Source organism: Ruegeria sp. BB6, assembly GCF_056539385.1.
On sequence record NZ_JBQFUW010000004.1, the window covers coordinates 341,221 to 363,663 of the forward strand.

Sequence of the window (22,443 nt, forward strand, 5' to 3'; positions counted from 1 at the left end):
GCGATCCTTGCCGGCTACGCGCGCTCGACTTTACAGGCGCATTTCTTGTAGTCCGTTTCCTTAGAAAGCGGGCAGGTCGCGTCCAGTGTCAGCTTGTTGGTCAATTGTCCTTCGTCGAACCAAGGCATAAAGACCAAACCGCGTGGCACCTTGTTTCTACCCCGAGTCTCGACCCGGCTGGTCACCTCTCCGCGCCGCGTGGATAGCACGATTTCCTGACCTCGGCGCAGCCCCCTGTCACTGGCGTCGTCAGGGTGCATGTAAACAACTGCGGCCGGGAAAGCACGGTGGAGTTCAGGGACGCGTCGGGTCATCGAGCCCGAATGCCAGTGCTCTAGCACGCGACCTGTGCATAGCCACAGATCGTATTCCGCGTCAGGTTCCTCCGGCGCTGGTTCATACGGCGCGAAAATGATTTTCGCCTTGCCGTCCTTATGGCCATAGAATTTGACCTCTGCGCCTTCCGGCACATACGGGTCATAACCCTCGCGGAAACGATAAAGCGTTTCTTTGCCGTCCACGACCGGCCAGCGCATTCCGCGCGCCTGATGATACATCTCGAACGGAGCAAGGTCGTGTGCGTGCCCACGCCCGAATTCGGCATATTCTTCAAACAAGCCCTTTTGCACGTAGAAACCGAAATGTTCGGATTCGTCATTGTCGAACCCTTCGGCGGTTTCAGACAACGGGAACTTGTCTACGCTGCCGTTTTTGTAAAGCACGTCGAACATGGTCTTGCCGCGGTGTTCGGGCATTTTGGCCAGTAGTTCTTCGCCCCAGACTTCTTCGAGGGTAAAGCGTTTTGAGAACTCCATCAGTTGCCACAAATCCGATTTCGCCTCGCCCGGCGCCTTGACCTGCTGGTGCCAGAACTGTGTGCGGCGTTCCGCGTTGCCATAGGCCCCTTCCTTTTCAACCCACATCGCCGTTGGCAGGATCAAGTCGGCGGACACCGCCGTCACGGTAGGATACGGATCGGAAACCGTGATGAAGTTTTCCGGGTTGCGATAACCGGGATACCCTTCCTCGTTGATATTCGGGGCCGCCTGCATGTTGTTGTTGCATTGCACCCAATAGGCGTTCAGCTCTCCGTCCTTCAGCTTGCGGTGCTGCAAAACGGCATGGAATCCGGGCTTGGGCGGGATAGTGCCTTCGGGGACGTTCCACGCGGTTTCGCAGATCTGGCGGTGCTCGTCGTTGGCGACAACCATGTCGGCAGGCAAACGGTGGGCAAAGGTGCCAACCTCGCGGGCTGTGCCGCAGGCCGACGGTTGGCCAGTCAGTGAAAACGGCGAGTTTCCGGGCTCGGAAATCTTTCCGACCAGCAAGTGCACGTTATACATGAGTGAATTGACCCAAGACCCACGGGTGTGCTGGTTGAAGCCCATCGTCCACAAGCTCATGACCTTGCGGTTCGGGTCGGCGTATTGCTGAGCGAGCTTCTCAAGTTTGTCAGCAGGCACACCTGACAGTTCGGCCGTATATTCCAAGGTATAGGGCGCGACGGATTCGGCGTATTCCTCGAAGCTGATGGTCTCCAGCTTGCCCGAGTCCGGGTTGGCCGCTCCTTGCTGCAGCGGGTTTTCTTCGCGCAGGCCATAGCCGATATCGGTGGCTGTCTTGGTGATGTTGACGTGGTTCTTGACGAAGTTTTCGTTCACCGCGCCATTCTGAATGATATAGTTTGCGATATAATTCAGGATCGCCAGGTCGGTTTGCGGATTGAAGATTATGCCATTGTCCGCCAGCTCGAAGGAACGGTGTTCAAAAGTAGAAAGAACATGAACCTCGCAGTCCGGTTTGGTCAGGCGCGTATCGGTCAGCCTAGACCACAAGATCGGGTGCATTTCGGCCATGTTTGATCCCCACAGAACAAACGTGTCTGCGGCTTCGAGGTCGTCATAACACCCCATCGGTTCGTCAATGCCGAAAGTGCGCATAAAGCCCACAACCGCCGAGGCCATGCAGTGCCGTGCGTTCGGGTCGATATTGTTTGACCGGAATCCGGCCTTCATCAGCTTTGATGCTGCATAGCCTTCCCAGACAGTCCACTGTCCGGAACCAAACATACCAACGCTTGTCGGACCCTTCTTGGCCAGAGCTTCCTTCCACTTGGCCGCCATGACATCAAAGGCTTCGTCCCAAGAGACCGGTTCAAACTCGCCGTTCTTGTCATATTCGCCATTCGTCTTGCGCAAGAGAGGCGTGGTCAGGCGATCCTTGCCATACATAATTTTGGACAGGAAATAACCCTTGATGCAGTTCAGGCCACGATTGACCGATGCGTCGGGATCACCTTGTGTCGCCACCACGCGACCCTCTTTGGTGCCGACCAGAACTGAACACCCTGTCCCGCAGAACCGGCAGGCTGCCTTGTCCCAACGGATGTCCGGCGTTCCGATCTGAGCATTGGCTTGACCGGTCGCCATTGGAATGCCAGCGGCAGAGGCGGTTGCAGCGGCCGCTGTTGTCTTGAGGAATGTCCGGCGAGATTCTGAGATAGTCATAGCGTTGACCTCCGGCTGGTGGTTTGGCTGTGGGCATCGGGACGCGCGGAGGTTTCCGCAAGATCCTCGAAATGGTGATAAGTAAGGGTAAGTGAGATCACACCGGGAATTTGGTGAAGATCCATTATGATTTCAGATGCAAGGCGCGCAGGTGTGTCTTCGACTACGACAACAAAGCGGCCATCGTCCGATTGGGCGTGGATTTCGACGCCCGGCGTCTGCTCCATTGCTTGCGCAGCAGTGCTGACATGATCAGGTGCGATATGGGCAAGACAACCACAAATATTCATTGGCGCGCTTCCATCTGAGGTGAAGTCAGGTCTTCAAGGTTGATTGCGTCAGCGGGGCAGAGGGCTTGGCAGGCACCGCAGCCGTTGCATGCTGTGTCGTCCAGCGAAGGTGCAGCGCGTCCGCCTGTTTGAAGGGTGAAACGGATCGCATTTTGTTCGCAGTTATCCTGACAGATACGACAGCTCACGCCATTCATGGACAGGCAGCTTGCCGAATGGAATGTCGCGCGCCAAGGCCATTCGGACAGACGCTCGACGTCCAGCGCCGAAGTTGGACAGGCACGGGCGCAGTTGCCGCAGAAAGTACATGGGTTGTCGCTGGGATTGAAAACTGGAAACCCGGCAGGGTCAAAGGTGATCACGTTCTCTGGGCAGGCTTCGACGCATTCGCCACATTTGGTGCAAGCGTCAGAAAAACCATGCACAGGCGAACCCGGAGGCCGGACGAAGATGTCGTCCTCCCTGAGAATTTTGGCGCTCAGAAACCCACGTCGGCTGGTCACTCGGTTCATTCTGTTTGACCCGGTTAGAGACGATTCCCTTCTTCCAGTATTCCGCTTATAGCCTAAAATTGCAGCAAGTTTTGATTCAGATCATTTTTTGAGCAGCAAAAAAGTAAATCGTAGATTAATTTTTGAAAGCAGTGGTCTGACGTGACTTAAACGTCGCGGTTTGGCACGACATTCCGTCGACAGCCCAATTCAGACCCACGATCCTGTGGTTGGGCCGTCCGCAGTCTTTTTGAAACCCCAGACTAAAACGGAAGCGCTTGCAAATACAGGCTGGATGATTGTGGCTTCACGAGCTTTGACGCAGCTCTTTCCGAGCCAGCAGGGTTACCAATCTTTAGGCATCCGCAGCGAGTCACATGGCAGCGATCCGCGACTTCGCAAACTCGTACACAGCACGTTCCAGAGGATGCTGCTCGCAGAATTGGTCGCGATAATCTTCGGGCAGCGGTTGATCCCGCTTTGTTGCATTCACCGTTTCAAGCTTGGTCGGGTCAAACTTTTTCCCCAGTTTTCTCGAAATTACCTCAAGGCTTTTGGGCAAGTTTTCGGTGATGCCTATTTCGACGAACATTTCCTCAAGAATGTCTTTGAAATTTTCAAGATTCATCTCGCGCGGGAAATGGTTCAGCATGTTGAGGTCAGTCGATTTGATATAGTCCTCAAGACTTTCGGTCGGCACTCTGGATTGATCTTTCCAGTCGCCTGATACCTTTCGGACATAAAAATAATTGGAAATGGCCAACTCGAAAGGATCGCGAATGATCGTCACAAATTGCGTGACTTCAGGATAGTAATCTTCGATTCCGAAGCCGCGGTTCTTATTGAAATGCCCATAAATGGCTGGTGGTTTTCTAGTAAATTTTCGGGACGCCAGAGGCAACAAATCCGGCATCTTCCCTTTGGCTTCATTGTGGTAGTGGAGGTAGAACCTTCTTGGAAACCATCCCTGCACAATTTTACGAACAGCCATGCCCGCCGTCTTCGGAACGTGAATGAAGATTAGAGGCTTCTGGGCGTCAAAGGTGCGCATACTTAGTTTTGATCTCTGTCTATGGGTTCCAGTTCGGGTCACTTAAACCCTTTTGCGGCCCATTTCCAGAAGCGTTCGAGCGTGAATGCCGCCAGCCTGTCCTCTTTCCGGCACGGCAAAATACGCCAATTCAATGGGAGAAATGACCCGGAATCGCTGTGATTTTTGCGTCAATCAAATTTAATTTTAGTGAGAAGATCATATTGGTCGGAGTGAGAGGATTCGAACCTCCGACCCCTGCCTCCCGAAGACAGTGCTCTACCAGGCTGAGCTACACTCCGACCGTGGCGGGTGATCTATACCCGAGGATTTGGATGCGCAAGGGGGATTCTTTGCGTATCTCGTGAAAGGCCCGACGCGTGTTTGGTCGCGTCCGCCGCAGACGATGCGTTGCTATGGCAATGGGTCAGTCCGGTACAGCCGGATTTTTGTGCCGCCGTGATCCACGACCGGTCCCGCTGGCAAAAAAGGTAGACGTGAAGAGCGGGCAAGGGATGCGTTGCTTGTGATCATTCCAACCCGCCAGCCAGTGAACCTTGAGGCCAGTACTTTCCCTAGCGTTCCGTAGACAGAACGCAGACGCTTTTCGTCTCCTATTCTTGCTCCATAGGGGGGATTGACGATGACAAGCCCGGCACGATCTGATGGAGGCTTGATGTCGCTGACAGAGCGGGTTTGAAATCTGGTAACGCTGTCTACCCCTGCACTCTGCGCATTCGCGGTTGAGGCTTCGACGGCTCCTGCGTTTCGGTCCGAACCATAAAACGTATCCACAGTTTCCGACGGCGTAGCTTGCGATCGCATTTCGGCCCAAGTGCCGGGATCAAAGGACTTGAGATGTTCGAAAGCGAAGGCTCGATCACGGCCGGGATTAAGCCCAAGCGCAATTTCTGCTGCCTCAATCACGAAGGTTCCTGATCCGCACATTGGGTCCAGCACGGGTTCCGTTCCGCTGAATCCGCATTCGCGAAGGAACATGGATGCCATCGTTTCCCGCATTGGTGCCTTGGCGACGGCGGGTTTGTGGCCGCGCTTGTGCAGCGGTTCACCAGAGGAATCGATCGACAATGTGCACATGTCTTTTTCAATGCGAAGCATGACGCGCAGGTCTGCCTCGGAGGATATAGGTGCGCCCAGAGTTTCGGAGATTGCGCGCTCGATGCGCTGGCGGGCTGCTCCTGCGTGGTAGATTCGGGACTTCCGGTTGGTGGCCTCAACCTTGATCGGCACATCCGGGCACAGGAAAGTCGCCCACGGGAACTTGCGCGCTCGTTTATCCAGTTGCGCGAGGTGCACAGCCGGAAAACTTCCGAGCCGCACCAAAACCTTGTTGGCCCCCCGAAGGCACAAGTTGGCACGCCAGACTTCAGACCAGTTGCCGCGGCAGTTTACACCGCCGGGCACGATCGTGGCCTTGGCGAATCCCTTTTCGACTGCCTCGGCGTGAAGTGGTGCCTCGAGGCCCGGCGTCGCCACCAAAAATATCTCTAGATCGTCTGTCTGTTCCATTCAGGGTGCTTACACCGGAAGCACCCCGGGCGCGACATGCAAATTCAGACAGCCTAAAATGGGGCAGTTCGTCGGAAAGTGACATTCCGAGGTCGATTTCGGCCGTAACGGGTTTGCGTTTGTCAGCGTCCCCGCGTAAAGGGTCCGTGATTGAAAGAAAGCCATAGATCAGGATCAGGTGCTGCGCGCTTTTTCTTGCTCGAAGGCTCACACGTTCACAACGTTTTGTGCCACTATACGGGTGCTGACACGATGTGGTGCAGGAAAGAGGCTTGGAAGACCGTAGCGACATGCAAACTTTCAAACTGAAAAAGGGGTTGGAGCTGCCGGTGCAAGGTGCGCCGGATCAGACTATTCAACCAGGTCCTGAATTCTCGACTGTGGGGGTTTTGGGCAGTGACTACCTTGGCCTGAAGCCGCGGATGCTGGTTCAGGAAGGTGACGAGGTTCAGCGGGGGACGCCGCTCTTTTGCCACAAGGACGTACCTGACGCGATGATGGTTGCGCCGCTGACCGGCAAGGTCGTTGCGATCAACCGTGGCGCGCGTCGGGTGTTGCAGAGTGTCGTGATCGAGGTTTCGGACGCCAATGACACCGGTGTTGATTTCTCGGCCACAGGCGATGCGGAAAGTGCCGAGGGCATAACCGCCAAGCTGTGCGCCTCGGGCCTGTGGACCGCGTTCCGCACGCGTCCGTATTCAAAAATGCCCCAGCCGGGAACCAAGCCGTCTGCGATTTTCGTGACGGCGATGGACAGTGAGCCGCTGGCAGGTGATGCCGCTGTGATCATCAAGGACGCAGGCGAGGCGTTTGCAGAGGGTTTGAAGGCTGTCGCCAAGCTGACCGATGGCAAGACCTATCTGTGCCAGAGGGACGGCGATACATTGCCAGGCGCCGATGTTGCGGGTGTTGAACCGGCGGCGTTTTCCGGGCCACATCCGGCCGGTCTGGCCGGGACGCACATTCACTTCCTAGAGCCTTTGGCTGGCGAAAAGCTGGTCTGGACCATCGGGTATCAGGATATCATTGCGATTGGTCGCCTGATTCAAACAGGGCATCTGGATCCCAACGTCGTAGTTGCCCTGTCCGGTCCCGGCGCACGTCAGCCCCGTCTGATCCGCACGGTCATGGGGGCGTCGACAGATGATCTGACCAGCGATGAAGTCAATATTGAGGGAACCGCACGGATAATCTCGGGTTCCATCCTGTCCGGTAAGCTCGCCGATGGGCCGACAGCCTTTCTGGGTCGGTTCGCGCGACAGGTTTCGATCATTCGCGAAGATCCCGACCAGATTCCCATGGGCTGGATTCGCCCGATGCCATCGAAATATGCGGTGCAACCGGTTTTGGGTTCGGCCTTTGCCAAGAAACTGTTTGCTTTCACCTCTAACCTGAATGGCGGCCGTCGTGCGATGGTGCCAACGGGGACGTTTGAAGAACTGATGCCGCAGGATTACCTGCCGACACAGTTGCTGCGAGCGCTGCTGGTGATGGACACGGACACGGCACAGGCGCTTGGGGCGCTGGAGCTTGACGAAGAAGATCTGGGCCTGGTCGGTTTTGCCTGCCCAGCGAAATATGAATATGGGCTGGCGCTGCGCGACTGCCTGACCAAGATTGAAAAGGAGGGCTGAGCCGAATGGGTTTGCGCAGCTTCTTTGATCGGATTGAGCCGAACTTTACCAAAGGCGGCAAGTACGAGAAGTATTTCCCCATCTATGAGATGGTCGAAAGCTTCATCTACACTCCGAAAACCGTAACCACCGCCGCACCACACGCGCGGTCTTACGTGGATATGAAACGGATCATGACATATGTCGTGATCGCGACCATCCCCTGTATTCTTTGGGGGATGTGGAACACGGGCTATCAGGCGAATTCGGCAATTGCCACGCTTGGCCCGGACGCCGCGACTGGATGGCGGATTGCCCTGCTGCAGATGTTCGGCATCTCGCTGGATCCCTCCAGCATCTTTGCCAATGTATTGCACGGGTTGCTTTATTTCCTGCCGATCTACATCACGACACTTGTCGCGGGCGGTATTTTCGAGGTCATCTTCGCCACCGTGCGCGGCCACGAGGTGAACGAAGGCTTTCTTGTCACCTCGATGCTGTACACGCTGATCCTGCCCGCAACCACACCGCTGTGGCAGGTGGCTTTGGGGATCATCTTCGGCGTCGTTATCGGCAAAGAGGTGTTTGGCGGCACCGGTAAGAACTTCCTCAACCCTGCATTGGTGGGGCGGGCGTTTTTGTACTTCGCTTACCCTGCGCAGATGTCAGGGGATTCGGTTTGGACGCCGGTAGACGGGTTTTCCGGGGCAACCGCGCTGGGTATCACCGCAGCCGAAGGCGTTCAGGCGCTGGCCGCTGACGGGATCACTTGGGCCAACGCGTTCTTCGGCACCATTCAGGGCAGCTTTGGCGAGACATCGACCCTGGCCTGTATGATCGGTCTGGCCTTCCTTCTGACAACGAAGATTGCCAACTATCGCCTGATCGTGGGCTGTCTGGCGGGTACGATCGGCTTTACCCTGCTGCTGAACCTGATCGGGTCGGACACCAATCCGATGTTTGCAATGCCCTGGTACTGGCATTTGGTGCTGGGTGGATACGCATTCGGCCTGGCTTTCATGGTCACGGAACCCGTTTCCGCCAGCCACACCAATATGGGCCGCTATATCTATGGCGCGCTGATCGGCGTCATGGTTGTGATGATCCGCGTGATCAACCCGGCTTTCCCCGAGGGTATGATGCTGGCCATCCTGTTCGGAAACGTCTTTGCACCTCTGATCGACTATTTCGTCGTTCAGGCAAACATCAAACGGAGGGCGCGTCGCCATGTCTGATACGCAATCCCCAGAGCCGAAAGGCGCGATTGCCAAGTTCCTTGCGGCCTCGCCTGATACAGTCGGTAAAACGATCTTTGTCGCGGTTGCCGTGTGTCTGGTGGCGTCAATGGTCGTGTCCGCCGCCGCTGTCAGCCTGCGCCCGGTGCAGGAAAGCAACCGCCTGAAAGACAAGCAGGTCAACGTTCTGCAGGTTGCGGGCGTCTATGAGCCCGGTATCGACGTGACCGAAGCATTCGCGGCGTTTGAACCGCACGTGCTGGAGCTGTCGACCGGCGAGTTCGTCGATGATCAGTTCGACGCGGCGACGTTTGACGATATCGCCGCGGCCAGTGATCCCGAGCTGAGCGTTGCTTTGGATGATGACCCAGCGGGTATTGGGCGCAAGTCCAAGTACCGGGTGATTTACCTGCTGCGCGATGATGCGGGCGATCTCGACAAGGTGATCCTGCCGCTGCATGGCTATGGTCTGTGGTCCACGCTCTATGGCTTTATCGCGCTGGAGAATAACGGCAACGATATCTACGGCCTGCAATTCTATCAGCATGGTGAGACGCCGGGTCTTGGGGCCGAGGTCGACAATCCGCGCTGGAAAGCCCTATGGAATGGTAAGAAACTGCGCGACGACGCGGGTGATCTTCAGATCACCGTCGCAAAATCGCAACCTGCGGCGGGACCTGACTTTTATGTCGATGCGCTGGCCGGTGCCACGCTGACATCGGTCGGTGTCGATAACCTTGTGAAATTCTGGATGGGCGACGCGGGCTACGCTCCGTTCCTGGCCAAACTGCAAGCAGGAGAGCTCTGATGTCCCAGACCAAGAAAGAGATGCTGGTCGACCCGCTTGTCGACAACAACCCGATCACACTTCAGGTGCTGGGCATCTGTTCGGCGCTGGCGGTGACCTCGTCGCTGCAGGTGTCGATCGTGATGGCGATGGCGGTGATCTTCGTGACGTCGTTTTCGTCCTTTTTCATCTCATGCCTGCGCAACCAGATCCCCGGCTCGATCCGGATCATTGTGCAGATGGTGATTATCGCCTCACTGGTGATCCTGGTGGACCAGATACTGAAAGCCTACGCTTTCGAGATATCGAAAACCCTGTCCGTCTTCGTCGGCCTGATCATCACCAACTGTATCGTGATGGGCCGCGCCGAGGCGTTTGCGATGAAGAACCCTCCGGTTGCGTCGTTCATCGACGGCATGGGCAACGGAATGGGCTATGGCCTGATCCTGCTGCTGGTTGGCTTCATCCGCGAGTTGTTCGGCGCGGGATCGCTGTTCAGCGTCACCATTCTGCAGACCGTCAACAATGGTGGCTGGTACGTGCCCAACGGCATGCTGCTGCTGCCGCCCTCGGCGTTCTTCATCATCGGTCTGATCATCTGGGCCTTCCGCACGTGGAAGCCGAACCAGGTGGAAGAACGTGAATACAAAATTCAGCAGGTAGAGGCCCACTGATGGAAGGTCTTATTTCACTGGCTGTAAAGGCCATTTTTGTCGAAAACCTTGCGCTTAGCTTCTTTCTGGGGATGTGTACCTTCATCGCCGTCTCCAAGAAGATTTCGACCGCGCTGGGTCTGGGGATTTCGGTCATGGTCGTGCAAGCGATCACCGTGCCCACCAACAACCTGCTGTTGAACTATCTGCTAAAGCCGGGCGCGCTGTCCTGGGCCGGGTTCCCGGATGTGGACCTGACCTTCCTTGGTCTGATCTCGTATATCGGCGTCATCGCGGCGATGGTTCAGATTCTGGAAATGATCCTCGATAAGTACTTCCCACCGCTTTACAACGCGCTTGGGATCTTCCTGCCGCTGATTACGGTGAACTGCGCCATTCTTGGTGGCTCGCTGTTCATGGTTGAGCGCGACTACAACTTTGCCGAGGCAGCGACCTATGGTCTGTCTTCCGGCTTTGGCTGGGCGCTGGCAATCACCGCGATGGCAGGTGTTCGGGAAAAGCTGAAATACTCGGATATTCCCGACGGCCTGCAAGGTCTGGGGATCACCTTCATCACCGCGGGACTGATGGCGATGGCCTTCATGTCCTTCTCGGGCGTGAAACTGTAAGGAGGGCGCAATGGAAACTTTTACCTTAGGCGTCATTCTTTTCACCCTGATCGTTGTCGCGCTGGTGACGGTCATTCTGGCGGCGCGCTCGAAACTGGTGTCGACCGGGGACGTGAACATCACCATCAACGGTGAGAAAACCATCTCGGTCCCCGCCGGTGGCAAGCTGCTGCAAACGCTGGCGGCAGAAAAACTGTTCGTCCCTTCTGCCTGTGGCGGCGGCGGAACCTGTGCGCAGTGCCGGGTGAGGGTGCATTCGGGGGGCGGGTCGATCTTGCCGACCGAAGAAAGCCATATCACCAAGCGCGAGGCCGCCTGTGGCGACCGCCTGTCCTGTCAGGTGGCTGTAAAGCAGGACATGGATATCGAGGTTCCGGAAGAAGTCTTTGGCGTCAAGAAATGGGAATGTACCGTTCGGTCGAACGAGAACGTGGCGACCTTCATCAAGGCTCTGACGCTGGACCTGCCGGAAGGCGAAGATGTGAATTTCCGCGCTGGTGGATACATTCAGATCGAAGCCCCTGCGCATGCGTTGAAATACACCGATTTCGACGTGGAAGAGGAATACCGCGAGGATTGGGATAAATTCAATCTGTGGCAGTATGAATCCGTTGTGGCCGAACCGATCGAGCGCGCCTATTCGATGGCAAACTACCCGGACGAGAAAGGCATGATCATGCTGAACGTCCGCGTGGCCTCGCCGCCTCCGGGTGCCGAAGGTATTCCGCCGGGCCAGATGTCGTCTTACATCTTTAACCTCAAGCCGGGCGACAAGGTCACAATCTCGGGTCCGTTTGGCGAGTTCTTCGCCCGCGACACGCAGAAAGAGATGGTCTTTATCGGTGGTGGTGCAGGCATGGCGCCAATGCGCAGCCACATCTTCGACCAGCTCAAGCGACTGGAGAACCGCGACCGCAAGATCAGCTTCTGGTATGGCGCACGGTCCAAGAAAGAGATGTTCTTTGTTGAAGATTTCGATCAGCTGGCCGAAGAATTCGACAATTTTGAATGGCATGTCGCCCTGTCGGACGCCCAACCCGAGGATGACTGGAAAGGCTATACCGGCTTCATCCACAATGTGCTGTTCGAGGAATACCTCAAGAACCACCCAGCCCCCGAGGACTGTGAGTTCTACATGTGTGGCCCGCCAATCATGAACCAGTCGGTCATCAACATGCTGCTGGATCTGGGCGTGGACCGCGAAGACATCATGCTGGACGATTTCGGCGGATAAGAATTGAAAAACCGGCGCAGCGAGCGCCGGTTTTTTTTACAGCCGCAGGTCGCTGGCCTCGGGCGGCAGGCAGGATTTGACGTCGAACAGCACGCTTTGATCCTTGCCAAAGCCGCGCACCTGCGCCGGGTCGAGCGCCAGAAACTCTCGATGTGCAACCGCCAGAACGACGCCGTCATACGCACCGGTTTCCGGCTGTTCTATCAATGAAATTCCGTATTCCTGTTGTGCGGCGGCGGCATTGGCATGAGGATCATAGACGTCAACCGTAACACCATAATCCTGCAACTCGCTGATAATATCGACCACGCGGGTATTGCGCAGATCGGGGCAGTTTTCCTTGAAGGTCAGCCCCATTACCAGCACGCGGGCGGCGGCAACATTGATCCCGTCGCGCATCATCCGCTTGACCAGTTGCGAGACCACATAGCCGCCCATGCTGTCATTCAACCGCCGTCCGGCCAGAATGATTTGCGGGTGATGGCCGACGGCCTCGGCCTTGTGGGTCAGGTAATAGGGGTCCACACCGATGCAATGCCCGCCCACCAGACCGGGGCGGAAGGGCAGGAAGTTCCACTTAGTCCCTGCCGCGCGCAGAACCGCATCGGTGTCGATCTCCATCCGACCAAAGATCATCGCCAGTTCATTTACCAAGGCAATGTTCAGATCGCGCTGCGTGTTTTCGATCACCTTTGCAGCCTCGGCCACGCGGATGCTCTCGGCCTTGTGGGTGCCTGCCGTGATGATCCGGGCGTAAAGCGCATCGACCAGATCGGCCACTTCGGGGGTCGAGCCGGATGTAACTTTGCAGATGTCCGCGATCCGATGGGTCTTGTCACCGGGATTGATCCGCTCGGGGCTGTAGCCTGCAAAGAAATCGCGGTTGAAGGTCAGACCTGAGATACGCTCAAGAACCGGTACGCAGTCTTCCTCGGTCGCGCCGGGGTAGACCGTGGATTCATAGATCACCAGATCGCCGGGTTTCAGCACATGGCCTACGGTTTCCGACGCGCGCAGCAGTGGAGTCAGATCAGGCTGCTTGCCTGCGGTGATCGGCGTGGGAACGGTAACGATATAGGTGTCGCACGCCGCAATCTCTGACGGATCAGAGGTAAAAGTCAGGCCAGTTGCGGCTTTTAGGTCATCGGGTTCGACCTCTTGCGTGGAATCATGCCCGGCACGCAATGCGCCAATCCGGTCGGGGTTAATATCAAACCCAACCACCGAAGCCAGCTTCCCGAACGCCACGGCCAGCGGCAGGCCAACATAGCCCAGTCCGATCACGGCAATTCTGCGCGAGTTTGGGTCGGTTTCAAGCATATGCGTCATTTTCCATGATAATCCCGGAACCACTCGACAAAGCGCGCAATCCCGTCTTTGAAATCTGTTTGCGGCCGATAACCCGTCAACTCCTGCAACAGATCGTTGTTCGCCCAGGTTGCCGGGACATCCCCCATCTGCATCGGCATGTAGTTGCGAATGGCCTTCTTGCCGACGGCTTCCTCGATGGCTTCGATAAAATCCATCAGCCGCACCTTGTCGCCATTCCCGATATTGACCACGCGCCACGGCGCGGCGGGGGACAGGCTGTCGCCCTCGGCAATATCTTCGGCGCTGTCCGGACGCACGGGGGGCACGTCGATCAGCAGCCGAATACCGCGTACCAGATCGTCCACATAGGTGAAGTCGCGATACATGTCGCCGTGGTTGTAGATGTCGATCGGGCGGTCATCCAAAATCGCGTCCACGAATTTGTACAGCGCCAAATCGGGCCGCCCCCAACTGCCGTAGACGGTGAAAAACCGGAACATCGTCGTCGGCAGGTTCCATAGGTGGGCGTAGGAATGACCCATCGCCTCGTTCGCCTTTTTGGTGGCGGCATAGATGGTCAAGGGGGTATCGGCCTTTTCAACCTCGCTAAATGGCATCTCTTCGTTCGCACCATAGACAGACGACGTCGACGCCATCAGCAGGTGTTCGACCTTGTGCTGGCGCGCCACCTCCATGACGTTGAACGTGCCCACCACATTCGAGTTGATATAGCTTCGCGGGTCCTCGAGGCTGTAGCGCACCCCGGCTTGCGCGGCGAGGTGCACGATGACTTCAGGCTGAAACTCGTCCGCGATCTGCACAAGACGGTCGTGGTTTTCCAGCAGGTCTTCGGTGGTCGAGAAACCTGGCGTTTGCAGCAGCATCTGATGGCGGCGCTGCTTGAGAGTCACGTCGTAGTAATCGGTCATCCCGTCATAGCCGTGTACCCGAAACCCTTCGGATAACAGCAGCTTTGCCAGATGAAACCCGATGAATCCCGCCGTGCCGGTGACCAGAACCCGTTTCATGCAACCCTCGAACCTATCGCAAACTTTGTCGCATCAGGGATACTGTCGCTGGTCCGAGGTCAAGGGGTTTCTCAGCCCACAATCATTTGCTTCATGCGTAATGCTTCGTATTCCAGCTCTTTCAAGCGAAAGTGGACGACGTCACCGATGGTAATGACACCGCGCAAATTCCCATCGCTCAGAACTGGCATGTGGCGGAATCGGCCTTCGGTCATGGTTTTCAATACGTCGTTCAACATGTCATCCGGGGCGCAGGTTTTGACCTCGCGGGTCATCAGGTCTTCGACGGATTGCGGGAGTGTTTGACCGGGGGTATCTGCCATCCGGCGCACGATGTCGCGCTCGGACAGAATGCCGTGCAGTTTCCCGTTCTGATCGGTCACGACGACAGCCCCGATCCGCTTTTCCTTGAGGATGTTTACAACCGAGTGGATCGTATCATTCGGGCGCACTGCGAAAACGGCGTCGCCTTTGCCCTCCATCAACTTCGCAACAGTCGTCTGGGAATGGGACAGGTTGGATTCCACGGACTGGCTGCGCGTTGCGGTTTCGGCCTTGTCGCCGCGCGTTGGGGGCTGATAAGAGCTTGGTGCCATGGGAAATCTCCTCTTCCTTTGTAGTTTACCTTACCGCAGCTTTGCGACCTGTATAGGGTTCAATTGCGTCAAGCGTGAAAAACCGCCTAACACACGGGATATTCTATCTTTTGTCTGACCTTTACCTGACACCTCCTGTTGCTGTGTTGATCTTCTTCGTTGTGGTCGTGTGTGGCCATAATTTCCGTATGGCGTGGAAACAACAGGCACCGGGCTGGCGAAAGAAGGCTTGGCTGTTCGGCGTTCCGGCAGGAATTGGCCTGCTTGTGCTGGGGTTTATGCCTTTGAAGCTGTAAGGCTGGTTTGACTCTGGCAAAGGCCACTGGCATACGCCGATCACGCTTTTCCACAGGAGATTCCCGCATGCGTCTTTTGCCTGTTCTGGCTGTTGCGACACTTCTTTCTGCTTGTTTGTTCGACAAAGAGCCGGAAGTCGTGCGTTTGTCTGGTGAGACGATGGGAACGACCTTCAACATCACGGCGATTGGTGTGGATGTCGACGAAGAAGCCCTGGCCGTTGCGGTTGAGGAAACCTTGGCAGACGTAAACGCCAAGATGTCCAATTGGGACAAGAATTCAGAGGTTTCCCAGTTCTCCAAGTCGCAGAGCACCGAGCCGACGCAGGTTTCAGAGGAATTTGCCCTGGTCATCGCGGCAGCCAATGACGTCCATGAAAAATCTGGCGGCACGTTCGATGTAACGCTTGGGCCGCTGATTGAACTCTGGGGATTCGGACCGCGCAAACCCGAAGACCCGGTGCCATCGGATGAGGACATTCAGGCGGCATTGAACAGTGTCGGGCAGGCGCGTCTGCTGACACTGGATCGCGAGGCTGGAACTTTGGCCAAGTCGGATGCCGGTGTCGGGATCAACTTGTCGGCCATCGCAAAGGGCTATGGAATTGATGCCGTCGCAGACACCCTGCGGGATGCAGGGATCGAAGATTACATGGTCGAGATCGGCGGCGATCTGGTCACGATGGGTGAAAACGACAAGGGTGAGGCTTGGCGGATCGGGATCGAGAAGCCCGAAGCAGGGTCGCAGAACTTGCAGCTGATCGTGCAACTCGACGATTTGGGCATGGCAACGTCCGGCGACTACAAGAATTTCTTTGAACAGGACGGTGTGCGCTATTCGCATATCATCGATCCGATCACCGGGCGGCCAATCACGCACCGGACCACATCGGTGACCGTTCTGGCCGAAAATGCAATGATGGCAGACGCGTGGGCGACTGCGATGCTGGCATTGGGTCAGGAAAAAGGTCTGGAACTGGCCGAGAAGCATAAACTTGCCGTGTATTTCATCTCGCGGGATGTGACAGGCGGCGAAGATGCCTATATCACGGTACACAGCACCGCGTTCAAAGACGCCTTGGGCACCAACTGACAAGCAGGGACTGATATGAGTACCTTTATTCTGGCATTTATCCTGTTGGCCCTTGTGATGGTGGGCATGTCGCTGGGCGTCATGCTGATGGGAAAGACCATCAAGGGCAGCTGCGGTGGTCTGAATGCAATCTCGGGCGCGGATAAATGCGTGGTTTGCAAAAAAGACGTCGATCCGAACAGCCCTCTGCACGATCAGTTGCAGTGCAAACGCGCCAAGAAAATGCTGGAACAGATGGAACGCGAAGCGCAGGCGTAATTTCCGCTTAACCGGGCGGCAGGGGTTGGCTAGTCTGCGACCCTGACGATCGGGGAGGCATCGGGTTGGGCAAAGCCAAAAACATTCTGTTCATCATGTTTGACCAGCTCCGCTGGGATTACCTGAGTTGCTACGGCCACCCACACCTGCACACCCCAAATATTGACCGATTGGCGGCCCGTGGGGTGCGGTTTGATCGTGCTTATATCCAGTCGCCGATCTGCGGGTCGTCGCGCATGTCCACCTATACCGGGCGCTATGTGCATTCGCACGGCGCGTCATGGAACGGCATTCCGCTCAAGGTGGGTGAAATGACAATGGGGGATCATCTGCGCAAAGCCGGGATGGAGTGCTGGCTAGTCGGAAAGACCCATATGCGGGCAGATGCCGAGGGTATGGCACGGTTGGGTTTGGAGCCCGACAGTCTGATCGGCGCGCGTGTCGCAGAATGCGGTTTCGACGTGTTTGAACGCGACGACGGGATGCTTCCAGAGGGACCGGATGGTTATTACGACCCTCACGGAGCGAAGGAATACAACAAGTTTCTGACCGCTAAGGGTTATGAGAGTGACAATCCTTGGCATGACTTCGCCAATTCCGGTTTGGATGCGGACGGCAATGTCCTGTCGGGTTGGTTCCTGAAAAACGCGGCCGCGCCTGCCAACATCGCCGAGGAGGACAGCGAAACGCCGTACCTGACCGGGCGGGGGATCGCGTTCATGGACTCTCATGACGGTCCTTGGTGCTGCCATCTGAGTTTCATTAAACCCCACTGGCCTTACATTGTGCCGGAACCTTACGCCTCGATGTACGGGCCTGAACATGTGCTTCCCGTTGTTCGCTCTGAAGCCGAGCGGCAAAATGCCCATCCGGTCCTCAGGGCATTCATGGGCACCAAGGTTGGGCAAGCCTTTTCACGTGAGGACGTGCGGGACGCGGTGATCCCGGCCTATATGGGGTTGATCAAACAGGCAGACGATCAGATGGGCCGTTTGTTTGAGTGGATGGAAAAAACCGGCCGGATGGACGATACCATGATCGTGCTGACCTCGGACCACGGGGATTTTCTGGGCGACCACTGGATGGGTGAAAAGACATTCTTCCACGACGCCTCGACCAAGGTTCCGCTGATCATTTACGACCCTTCACCCGAAGCTGACAGCACGCGCGGGACTGTTTGCGATGCTCTGGTCGAGTCCATCGACCTTGCCCCAACTTTCGTTGACGCAACGGGCCATAAGGTTTCGGATCACATTCTGGAAGGTCATTCACTGCTGCCCATACTACATAGCCTGCGCACCGACACGCCGCGGGATGTGGTGATCTGCGAATACGACTATTCTGCCTCTCCGATTGCGGAAAAGCTGAATGCGTCGGTGCGGGATGCCGTGATGTTCATGGTCGCCGACAAAAAGTGGAAGCTGATCCACTGTGAAGGCGGGCATCGCCCATTGTTGTTCGATCTGGAGAATGACCCGAATGAGCTGAACGATCTGGGCGACTCTGCCGCGCATGAAGACGTGATCGCGGTCATGTATTCTCATCTTTTCAAATGGACGCGTCGTCAATCGCAGCGCACCACCCGGTCCGAGCAGCAGTTGATTGAAATGCGCACCAAGAGCCGTGGGCGCGGAGTCGTGGTTGGGGTTTACGATGAAAACGACGCTCCGCTGGAGCTGACTGTGAAATACCGGGGTCGGACAACGCGGCCCTACAGCGATTTCACCGGCAAAGACTAGCGTGCCGGATGAATTCTTGGGTTTGGCGGAATAAAGGCGGTTCACCCGCCGCTGGCCAGACGATACAAGACCACGCAAGAGCAGATAATCCGGAGAGCCGAAATGACCGCCCCCAAACCAGTTGTCCTTTGTATTCTTGATGGTTGGGGACTGTCAGAGGACACGACCGCCAATGCTCCCTTGCTGGCAAACACGCCAACCTTTGACGCGATCATGGCCAACGGGCCGCATGCGACCCTGATCACGCACGGCCCGGATGTCGGGCTGCCCAGCGGTCAGATGGGTAACTCTGAGGTCGGGCACACGAATATCGGCGCCGGGCGCGTTGTGGCGATGGATTTGGGGCAAATTGATCTGGCGATTGAAGATGGCTCATTCTTTGAAAACGAGGAGCTGCAAGCATTCATTGCCAAGGTGAAAGCGTCAGGCGGCACGGCGCATCTGATGGGTCTTGTGTCAGATGGCGGTGTCCATGGGCACTTGAACCATATCGTTGCGGCAGCCAAGGCAATCACGGATGCCGGTGTTCCGGTGGCTCTGCACGCTGTGACCGACGGCCGAGATGTTGCCCCAAAATCCGCGTTTACTTACGTTGCCGAACTGGAAGACCGTTTGCCGGAAGGTGCGCGGGTTGTGACTGTCAGCGGTCGTTACTTCGCCATGGACCGGGATAACCGTTGGGAGCGCGTCAGCGAAGCCTATAACGCGATGATCAAAGGGCAGGGGCGCACGGCAGCTACGGCCCACGGTGCAATTGACCATGCATACAACCAGTCGGAAACCGACGAATTCATTGTGCCGACGGTGTTGGCTGGCTTTGACGGCATCAAGGATGGCGACGGGTTTTTTTGTCTGAATTTCCGCGCCGACCGCGCGCGCGAGATATTGCGCGCGATCGGAGAACCCGGCTTCAGTGACTTTGATACGGTTCCGCGCCCGCAGCTATCTGCGCTTTTGGGCATGGTCGAATATTCCGACGGCCACAACGCATACATGACAACGGTATTTCCGAAACGGGATATCGTGAACACGTTGGGCGAGTGGGTCGCAAAACAAGGCTTACGCCAGTTCCGTCTGGCCGAGACCGAGAAATACCCGCACGTTACGTTTTTCCTGAACGGCGGCAAGGAAGTCCCGGAGGAAGGCGAGGATCGCTTCATGCCGAAATCTCCCAAAGTTGCGACTTATGATTTGCAGCCCGAAATGTCGTCGGCCGATGTCACCGCCAAGTTCGTCGACGCGATTGAAGAAGGTTATGACCTGATCGTAACCAACTATGCCAACCCGGATATGGTCGGGCACACAGGCGATCTGCAGGCCGCGATCAAGGCGTGTGAGGCGGTGGATCAGGGGCTGGCAAAGGTTGTTGCCGCACTTGAAAAGGCAGGCGGGGCGATGATCGTGACGGCTGATCACGGAAATTGCGAGGTGATGGTCGACCCCGAAACCGGTGGCCCGCACACAGCACACACGCTGAACCCGGTCCCGGTCGCTTTGGTTGGTGGTCCTGAAAATGCATCGTTGCGCGATGGCCGCCTATCTGATCTAGCGCCTACTTTGCTGGATTTGATGGGCCTTGATCAGCCCGAGGAAATGACCGGCCAGAGCCTTTTGTCATGATACTACGCGCGCTCATTTTGGCGATGTTTTTTGCATCGCCTTCCAGCGCACAAACCAGCCCGTCTACAGCGGCCCTGAATGCGGCGCGCAAGCTGGAACAAGCCTCGATTGCTTTAAGCGAGGCCGACAGCGCACGTGACCGAGTGCGCGCTTTGACCGTGACAATACAGGCTTATGAGGAAGGGCTTGCGGCAATGCGGGATGGCTTGCGCAAAGCCGCCACGCGAGAAGCACAGCTAACAGCGGAGTTGCGCGCGCGGGAAAAGGATGTCGGGCAGTTGCTTGGCGTGTTGCAGACGATAGAAACAACTACGCCACCGGTTCTTATGTTGCATCCGTCAGGCCCGCTTGGGTCCGCGCGTGCGGGGATGATGCTGTCGGAGGTCACCCCGGGCCTCAATGCACGCGCGCAGGCGCTGGCCGAGAACCTGCAAGAGGTTCGGACGCTGCGCCAACTACAGCAGAACGCCTCGGAAACCCTGACAGAAGGATTAATGGGTGTGCAGACTGCGCGCACCAAGCTGAGCGAAGCGATTGCTGACCGCACAGACTTGCCCCGCCGCTTTGACGAAGATCCGATACGCACGGCCATCCTGATCTCGTCAACCGAGACTCTGGAAGGGTTCGCCAGCGGATTGTCAGAGATTTCAGAAGGAGAGATCGCGGAAACCGACGCGGATGTATCGGCCCGTAAAGGTCAGATTGCGTTGCCGACCTGGGGAGTCATACTGCATCGCGCCGGTGAGACGGATGCGGCCGGAGTTACCCGACCGGGCATAGTGGTCGCCACCCGACCACGTGCGATCGTTACATCACCCACGGCGGCCACTATTCGCTACCGAGGGCCGCTGCTGGAACTTGGGAATCTGGTGATTTTGGAACCTCAGCCGGGGCTATTGTTCGTTTTTGCTGGCTTGCAAGAGGTCTATGGCGAAACGGGTCAGGTGATCCCCGAAGGGTCTCCGATCGGTTTGATGCCCGGTGAAACGCCGGAAATAGGCGCTATTTTGTCAACAAGCGGTGATGGCACTGGAACTGACCGGTCAGAAACGCTCTATATAGAGGTAAGACAGGATAACAGCCCCGTGGACCCGGAATCGTGGTTTCGGACCGACAAGGATGGATAAACGAGTATGAAGAAATTTGTGATGGCCGGTCTTGCCGGAACTTTGGCAGGTATAATCGCAACCACTCAGGTCGCCGGCCCCTTGCTGGCGCAAGAGGCTGACCGCAAGGCCAGCGTTTACGAGCAGCTTGACCTGTTCGGGGATATTTTTGAACGCATTCGCGCGCAATACGTAGAGGAAGTCGAGCCCGAGGATCTGATCGAGGCCGCTATTGATGGCATGCTGACCTCTCTGGACCCGCACTCAAGCTATCTGTCGCCGGACGATGCCGAGCAGATGCGGGTACAGACCCGCGGTGAATTTGGCGGCTTGGGCATCGAAGTCACGCAAGAGGAAGGCTTTGTCAAAGTTGTGTCACCGATCGACGGCACTCCGGCGGATGAGGCGGGGATCGAGGCTGGGGATTTCATCACCCATGTTGACGGCGAAAGCATTCTTGGACTGACGCTGGACAAGGCGGTTGACTTGATGCGCGGGCCGGTTGGATCCGAGATTATCATTACCGTCGTGCGCGAAGGCGAATCTGATCCGTTTGATGTCACAATCATCCGCGACACCATCAAGCTGACGGCCGTCCGTGCCCGGACGGAAGGCACAAGCGTTGTATTGCGCGTGACCACGTTCAACGACCAGACATTCCCCAACCTTGAGGAAGGTCTGAATGAACAGATCGAAGAAATTGGTGGATTGGACAAGGTGAACGGAGTTGTTCTGGATCTCAGAAACAACCCCGGCGGATTGCTGACTCAGGCGATCAAAGTGTCCGATGCCTTCCTGAATGAGGGCGAGATTGTTTCGACCCGCGGCCGCGATCCCAGCGATGGTGAGCGGTTCAATGCCACACCCGGCGACCTTGCCGAAGGAAAACCCATCGTCGTGCTGATCAATGGTGGATCGGCGTCGGCGTCCGAGATTGTGGCAGGTGCCCTTCAGGATCACCGCCGTGCGATTGTCGTGGGGACAAAGAGCTTTGGTAAAGGGTCGGTTCAGACCGTCATGCCTTTGCGGGGCGATGGTGCCATGCGGTTGACCACATCGCGCTATTACACACCGTCGGGCCGCTCGATTCAGTCACTTGGGGTTAGCCCTGACATTATCGTAGAGCAGCCGCGCTCGACACCTCCGACAGACGAGGAGGAAGACGATGCGCGCACACGGTCCGAAGCTGATCTGCGCGGCAGCCTCAACAACGACAGTCTGAGCGAGGATGAAGTTCGCCAGATCGAGGAGGACCGCGCCAAGGCCGAAGCAACGGCTGAATTGCGGGAAGAGGATTATCAGTTGGCTTACGCCATCGACATCCTCAAGGGGCTGTCCGCGTTCAATCCGAACGGTCCATCCCAGTAACGGATGAGGGTCGCCAGAGGCGGCCCTTT

General features: G+C 56.8%; 21 protein-coding genes and 1 tRNA gene. 13 read left to right on the forward strand and 9 right to left on the reverse strand.

The features are described from left to right. Positions 1-14 precede the first annotated feature (14 nt). The 6 genes from napA to ACR0B7_RS12315 all read right to left on the reverse strand — a co-directional run bounded on the left by napA (position 15) and on the right by ACR0B7_RS12315 (position 5,848). Positions 15-2,507 carry a nitrate reductase catalytic subunit NapA gene (napA, locus tag ACR0B7_RS12290; RefSeq protein ID WP_480681571.1) on the reverse strand — a complete coding sequence of 831 codons (2,493 nt, stop codon included), beginning with the start codon at positions 2,505-2,507 and terminating at the stop codon, positions 15-17. Next, a complete protein-coding gene (locus tag ACR0B7_RS12295) occupies positions 2,504-2,797 on the reverse strand; it encodes a chaperone NapD (RefSeq protein ID WP_170417178.1) in 294 nt (97 codons plus the stop codon). Before ACR0B7_RS12295 ends, napA begins: the two co-directional genes overlap by 4 nt. Next, on the reverse strand, positions 2,794-3,309 hold the full coding sequence (gene napF, locus ACR0B7_RS12300) for a ferredoxin-type protein NapF (RefSeq protein WP_170417175.1): 516 nt from the start codon (positions 3,307-3,309) through the stop codon (positions 2,794-2,796). The genes ACR0B7_RS12295 and napF overlap by 4 nt, the downstream gene beginning before the upstream one ends. 352 nt (positions 3,310-3,661) lie before the next feature. Beyond that, on the reverse strand, positions 3,662-4,339 hold the full coding sequence (locus tag ACR0B7_RS12305; protein WP_170577003.1) for a hypothetical protein: 678 nt from the start codon (positions 4,337-4,339) through the stop codon (positions 3,662-3,664). A 204-nt stretch (positions 4,340-4,543) separates the two neighbouring features. Further along, positions 4,544-4,620: transfer RNA gene (locus ACR0B7_RS12310), tRNA-Pro, on the reverse strand. A 112-nt stretch (positions 4,621-4,732) separates the two neighbouring features. Further along, entirely contained in the window at positions 4,733-5,848 is a 1,116-nt protein-coding gene (locus tag ACR0B7_RS12315; protein WP_480681574.1) for a THUMP domain-containing class I SAM-dependent RNA methyltransferase, read from the reverse strand. Positions 5,849-6,138: 290 nt separating this feature from the next. Here ACR0B7_RS12315 and ACR0B7_RS12320 point away from each other — a divergent pair, with 290 nt between their 5' ends. The 6 genes from ACR0B7_RS12320 to nqrF are packed head-to-tail and all read left to right on the forward strand — an operon-like array spanning position 6,139 to position 11,999. Next, positions 6,139-7,482, forward strand: coding sequence for a Na(+)-translocating NADH-quinone reductase subunit A (locus ACR0B7_RS12320; RefSeq protein ID WP_170577008.1), 1,344 nt, complete (start codon positions 6,139-6,141; stop codon positions 7,480-7,482). A 5-nt stretch (positions 7,483-7,487) separates the two neighbouring features. Continuing rightward, positions 7,488-8,696, forward strand: a complete 1,209-nt coding sequence (locus tag ACR0B7_RS12325; RefSeq protein ID WP_170389340.1) for an NADH:ubiquinone reductase (Na(+)-transporting) subunit B — start codon at positions 7,488-7,490, stop codon at positions 8,694-8,696. Further along, complete coding sequence (locus ACR0B7_RS12330) at positions 8,689-9,504, forward strand: Na(+)-translocating NADH-quinone reductase subunit C (RefSeq protein WP_170417135.1); 816 nt, start codon at positions 8,689-8,691, stop codon at positions 9,502-9,504. Before ACR0B7_RS12325 ends, ACR0B7_RS12330 begins: the two co-directional genes overlap by 8 nt. Further along, positions 9,504-10,157: an NADH:ubiquinone reductase (Na(+)-transporting) subunit D gene (locus ACR0B7_RS12335; RefSeq protein ID WP_170486207.1), complete on the forward strand. Its 654-nt coding sequence runs from the start codon at positions 9,504-9,506 to the stop codon at positions 10,155-10,157. The genes ACR0B7_RS12330 and ACR0B7_RS12335 overlap by 1 nt, the downstream gene beginning before the upstream one ends. Further along, on the forward strand, positions 10,157-10,765 hold the full coding sequence (gene nqrE / locus ACR0B7_RS12340; RefSeq protein WP_170389343.1) for an NADH:ubiquinone reductase (Na(+)-transporting) subunit E: 609 nt from the start codon (positions 10,157-10,159) through the stop codon (positions 10,763-10,765). The genes ACR0B7_RS12335 and nqrE overlap by 1 nt, the downstream gene beginning before the upstream one ends. A 10-nt stretch (positions 10,766-10,775) precedes the next feature. Next, complete coding sequence (gene nqrF, locus ACR0B7_RS12345) at positions 10,776-11,999, forward strand: NADH:ubiquinone reductase (Na(+)-transporting) subunit F (protein WP_170417131.1); 1,224 nt, start codon at positions 10,776-10,778, stop codon at positions 11,997-11,999. Positions 12,000-12,035: 36 nt separating this feature from the next. Here nqrF and tviB read toward each other — a convergent pair whose 3' ends face one another. The 3 genes from tviB to ACR0B7_RS12360 all read right to left on the reverse strand — a co-directional run bounded on the left by tviB (position 12,036) and on the right by ACR0B7_RS12360 (position 14,934). Beyond that, positions 12,036-13,319 carry a Vi polysaccharide biosynthesis UDP-N-acetylglucosamine C-6 dehydrogenase TviB gene (gene tviB, locus ACR0B7_RS12350; RefSeq protein ID WP_170417275.1) on the reverse strand — a complete coding sequence of 428 codons (1,284 nt, stop codon included), beginning with the start codon at positions 13,317-13,319 and terminating at the stop codon, positions 12,036-12,038. A gap of 5 nt (positions 13,320-13,324) precedes the next feature. Further along, positions 13,325-14,338 carry an NAD-dependent epimerase/dehydratase family protein gene (locus ACR0B7_RS12355; protein ID WP_170417129.1) on the reverse strand — a complete coding sequence of 338 codons (1,014 nt, stop codon included), beginning with the start codon at positions 14,336-14,338 and terminating at the stop codon, positions 13,325-13,327. A gap of 71 nt (positions 14,339-14,409) precedes the next feature. Further along, on the reverse strand, positions 14,410-14,934 hold the full coding sequence (locus ACR0B7_RS12360; RefSeq protein ID WP_170417127.1) for a CBS domain-containing protein: 525 nt from the start codon (positions 14,932-14,934) through the stop codon (positions 14,410-14,412). Positions 14,935-15,044: 110 nt separating this feature from the next. Between ACR0B7_RS12360 and ACR0B7_RS12365 the strand changes: the two genes are divergently transcribed. The 7 genes from ACR0B7_RS12365 to ACR0B7_RS12395 all read left to right on the forward strand — a co-directional run bounded on the left by ACR0B7_RS12365 (position 15,045) and on the right by ACR0B7_RS12395 (position 22,414). Continuing rightward, on the forward strand, positions 15,045-15,230 hold the full coding sequence (locus ACR0B7_RS12365) for a hypothetical protein (RefSeq protein WP_170389425.1): 186 nt from the start codon (positions 15,045-15,047) through the stop codon (positions 15,228-15,230). Between the two features lie 67 nt (positions 15,231-15,297). Beyond that, entirely contained in the window at positions 15,298-16,323 is a 1,026-nt protein-coding gene (locus ACR0B7_RS12370; protein ID WP_170417126.1) for an FAD:protein FMN transferase, read from the forward strand. Positions 16,324-16,338: 15 nt separating this feature from the next. Beyond that, entirely contained in the window at positions 16,339-16,581 is a 243-nt protein-coding gene (nqrM, locus tag ACR0B7_RS12375) for a (Na+)-NQR maturation NqrM (RefSeq protein ID WP_170486203.1), read from the forward strand. Between the two features lie 65 nt (positions 16,582-16,646). Continuing rightward, the gene (locus ACR0B7_RS12380; RefSeq protein ID WP_170417124.1) at positions 16,647-18,320 is read left to right on the forward strand and encodes a sulfatase-like hydrolase/transferase; all 1,674 of its coding nucleotides are present in this window, start codon (positions 16,647-16,649) and stop codon (positions 18,318-18,320) included. A 102-nt stretch (positions 18,321-18,422) separates the two neighbouring features. Next, the gene (gpmI, locus tag ACR0B7_RS12385) at positions 18,423-19,940 is read left to right on the forward strand and encodes a 2,3-bisphosphoglycerate-independent phosphoglycerate mutase (RefSeq protein ID WP_170417122.1); all 1,518 of its coding nucleotides are present in this window, start codon (positions 18,423-18,425) and stop codon (positions 19,938-19,940) included. Then, complete coding sequence (locus tag ACR0B7_RS12390) at positions 19,937-21,067, forward strand: peptidoglycan DD-metalloendopeptidase family protein (protein ID WP_170417120.1); 1,131 nt, start codon at positions 19,937-19,939, stop codon at positions 21,065-21,067. Before gpmI ends, ACR0B7_RS12390 begins: the two co-directional genes overlap by 4 nt. 6 nt (positions 21,068-21,073) lie before the next feature. Beyond that, the gene (locus ACR0B7_RS12395) at positions 21,074-22,414 is read left to right on the forward strand and encodes a S41 family peptidase (RefSeq protein ID WP_170417118.1); all 1,341 of its coding nucleotides are present in this window, start codon (positions 21,074-21,076) and stop codon (positions 22,412-22,414) included. The last annotated feature ends 29 nt before the right edge of the window (positions 22,415-22,443 follow it).

Bases quoted from the DNA above. Each gene is read 5' to 3' on its own strand.
- napA (WP_480681571.1), bottom strand. From the start codon at position 2,507: ATGACTATCTCAGAATCTCGCCGGACATTCCTCAAGACAACAGCGGCC.
- ACR0B7_RS12295 (WP_170417178.1), bottom strand. From the start codon at position 2,797: ATGAATATTTGTGGTTGTCTTGCCCATATCGCACCTGATCATGTCAGC.
- napF (WP_170417175.1), bottom strand. From the start codon at position 3,309: ATGAACCGAGTGACCAGCCGACGTGGGTTTCTGAGCGCCAAAATTCTC.
- ACR0B7_RS12305 (WP_170577003.1), bottom strand. From the start codon at position 4,339: ATGCGCACCTTTGACGCCCAGAAGCCTCTAATCTTCATTCACGTTCCG.
- ACR0B7_RS12315 (WP_480681574.1), bottom strand. From the start codon at position 5,848: ATGGAACAGACAGACGATCTAGAGATATTTTTGGTGGCGACGCCGGGC.
- ACR0B7_RS12320 (WP_170577008.1), top strand. From the start codon at position 6,139: ATGCAAACTTTCAAACTGAAAAAGGGGTTGGAGCTGCCGGTGCAAGGT.
- ACR0B7_RS12325 (WP_170389340.1), top strand. From the start codon at position 7,488: ATGGGTTTGCGCAGCTTCTTTGATCGGATTGAGCCGAACTTTACCAAA.
- ACR0B7_RS12330 (WP_170417135.1), top strand. From the start codon at position 8,689: ATGTCTGATACGCAATCCCCAGAGCCGAAAGGCGCGATTGCCAAGTTC.
- ACR0B7_RS12335 (WP_170486207.1), top strand. From the start codon at position 9,504: ATGTCCCAGACCAAGAAAGAGATGCTGGTCGACCCGCTTGTCGACAAC.
- nqrE (WP_170389343.1), top strand. From the start codon at position 10,157: ATGGAAGGTCTTATTTCACTGGCTGTAAAGGCCATTTTTGTCGAAAAC.
- nqrF (WP_170417131.1), top strand. From the start codon at position 10,776: ATGGAAACTTTTACCTTAGGCGTCATTCTTTTCACCCTGATCGTTGTC.
- tviB (WP_170417275.1), bottom strand. From the start codon at position 13,319: ATGCTTGAAACCGACCCAAACTCGCGCAGAATTGCCGTGATCGGACTG.
- ACR0B7_RS12355 (WP_170417129.1), bottom strand. From the start codon at position 14,338: ATGAAACGGGTTCTGGTCACCGGCACGGCGGGATTCATCGGGTTTCAT.
- ACR0B7_RS12360 (WP_170417127.1), bottom strand. From the start codon at position 14,934: ATGGCACCAAGCTCTTATCAGCCCCCAACGCGCGGCGACAAGGCCGAA.
- ACR0B7_RS12370 (WP_170417126.1), top strand. From the start codon at position 15,298: ATGCGTCTTTTGCCTGTTCTGGCTGTTGCGACACTTCTTTCTGCTTGT.
- nqrM (WP_170486203.1), top strand. From the start codon at position 16,339: ATGAGTACCTTTATTCTGGCATTTATCCTGTTGGCCCTTGTGATGGTG.
- gpmI (WP_170417122.1), top strand. From the start codon at position 18,423: ATGACCGCCCCCAAACCAGTTGTCCTTTGTATTCTTGATGGTTGGGGA.
- ACR0B7_RS12390 (WP_170417120.1), top strand. From the start codon at position 19,937: ATGATACTACGCGCGCTCATTTTGGCGATGTTTTTTGCATCGCCTTCC.
- ACR0B7_RS12395 (WP_170417118.1), top strand. From the start codon at position 21,074: ATGAAGAAATTTGTGATGGCCGGTCTTGCCGGAACTTTGGCAGGTATA.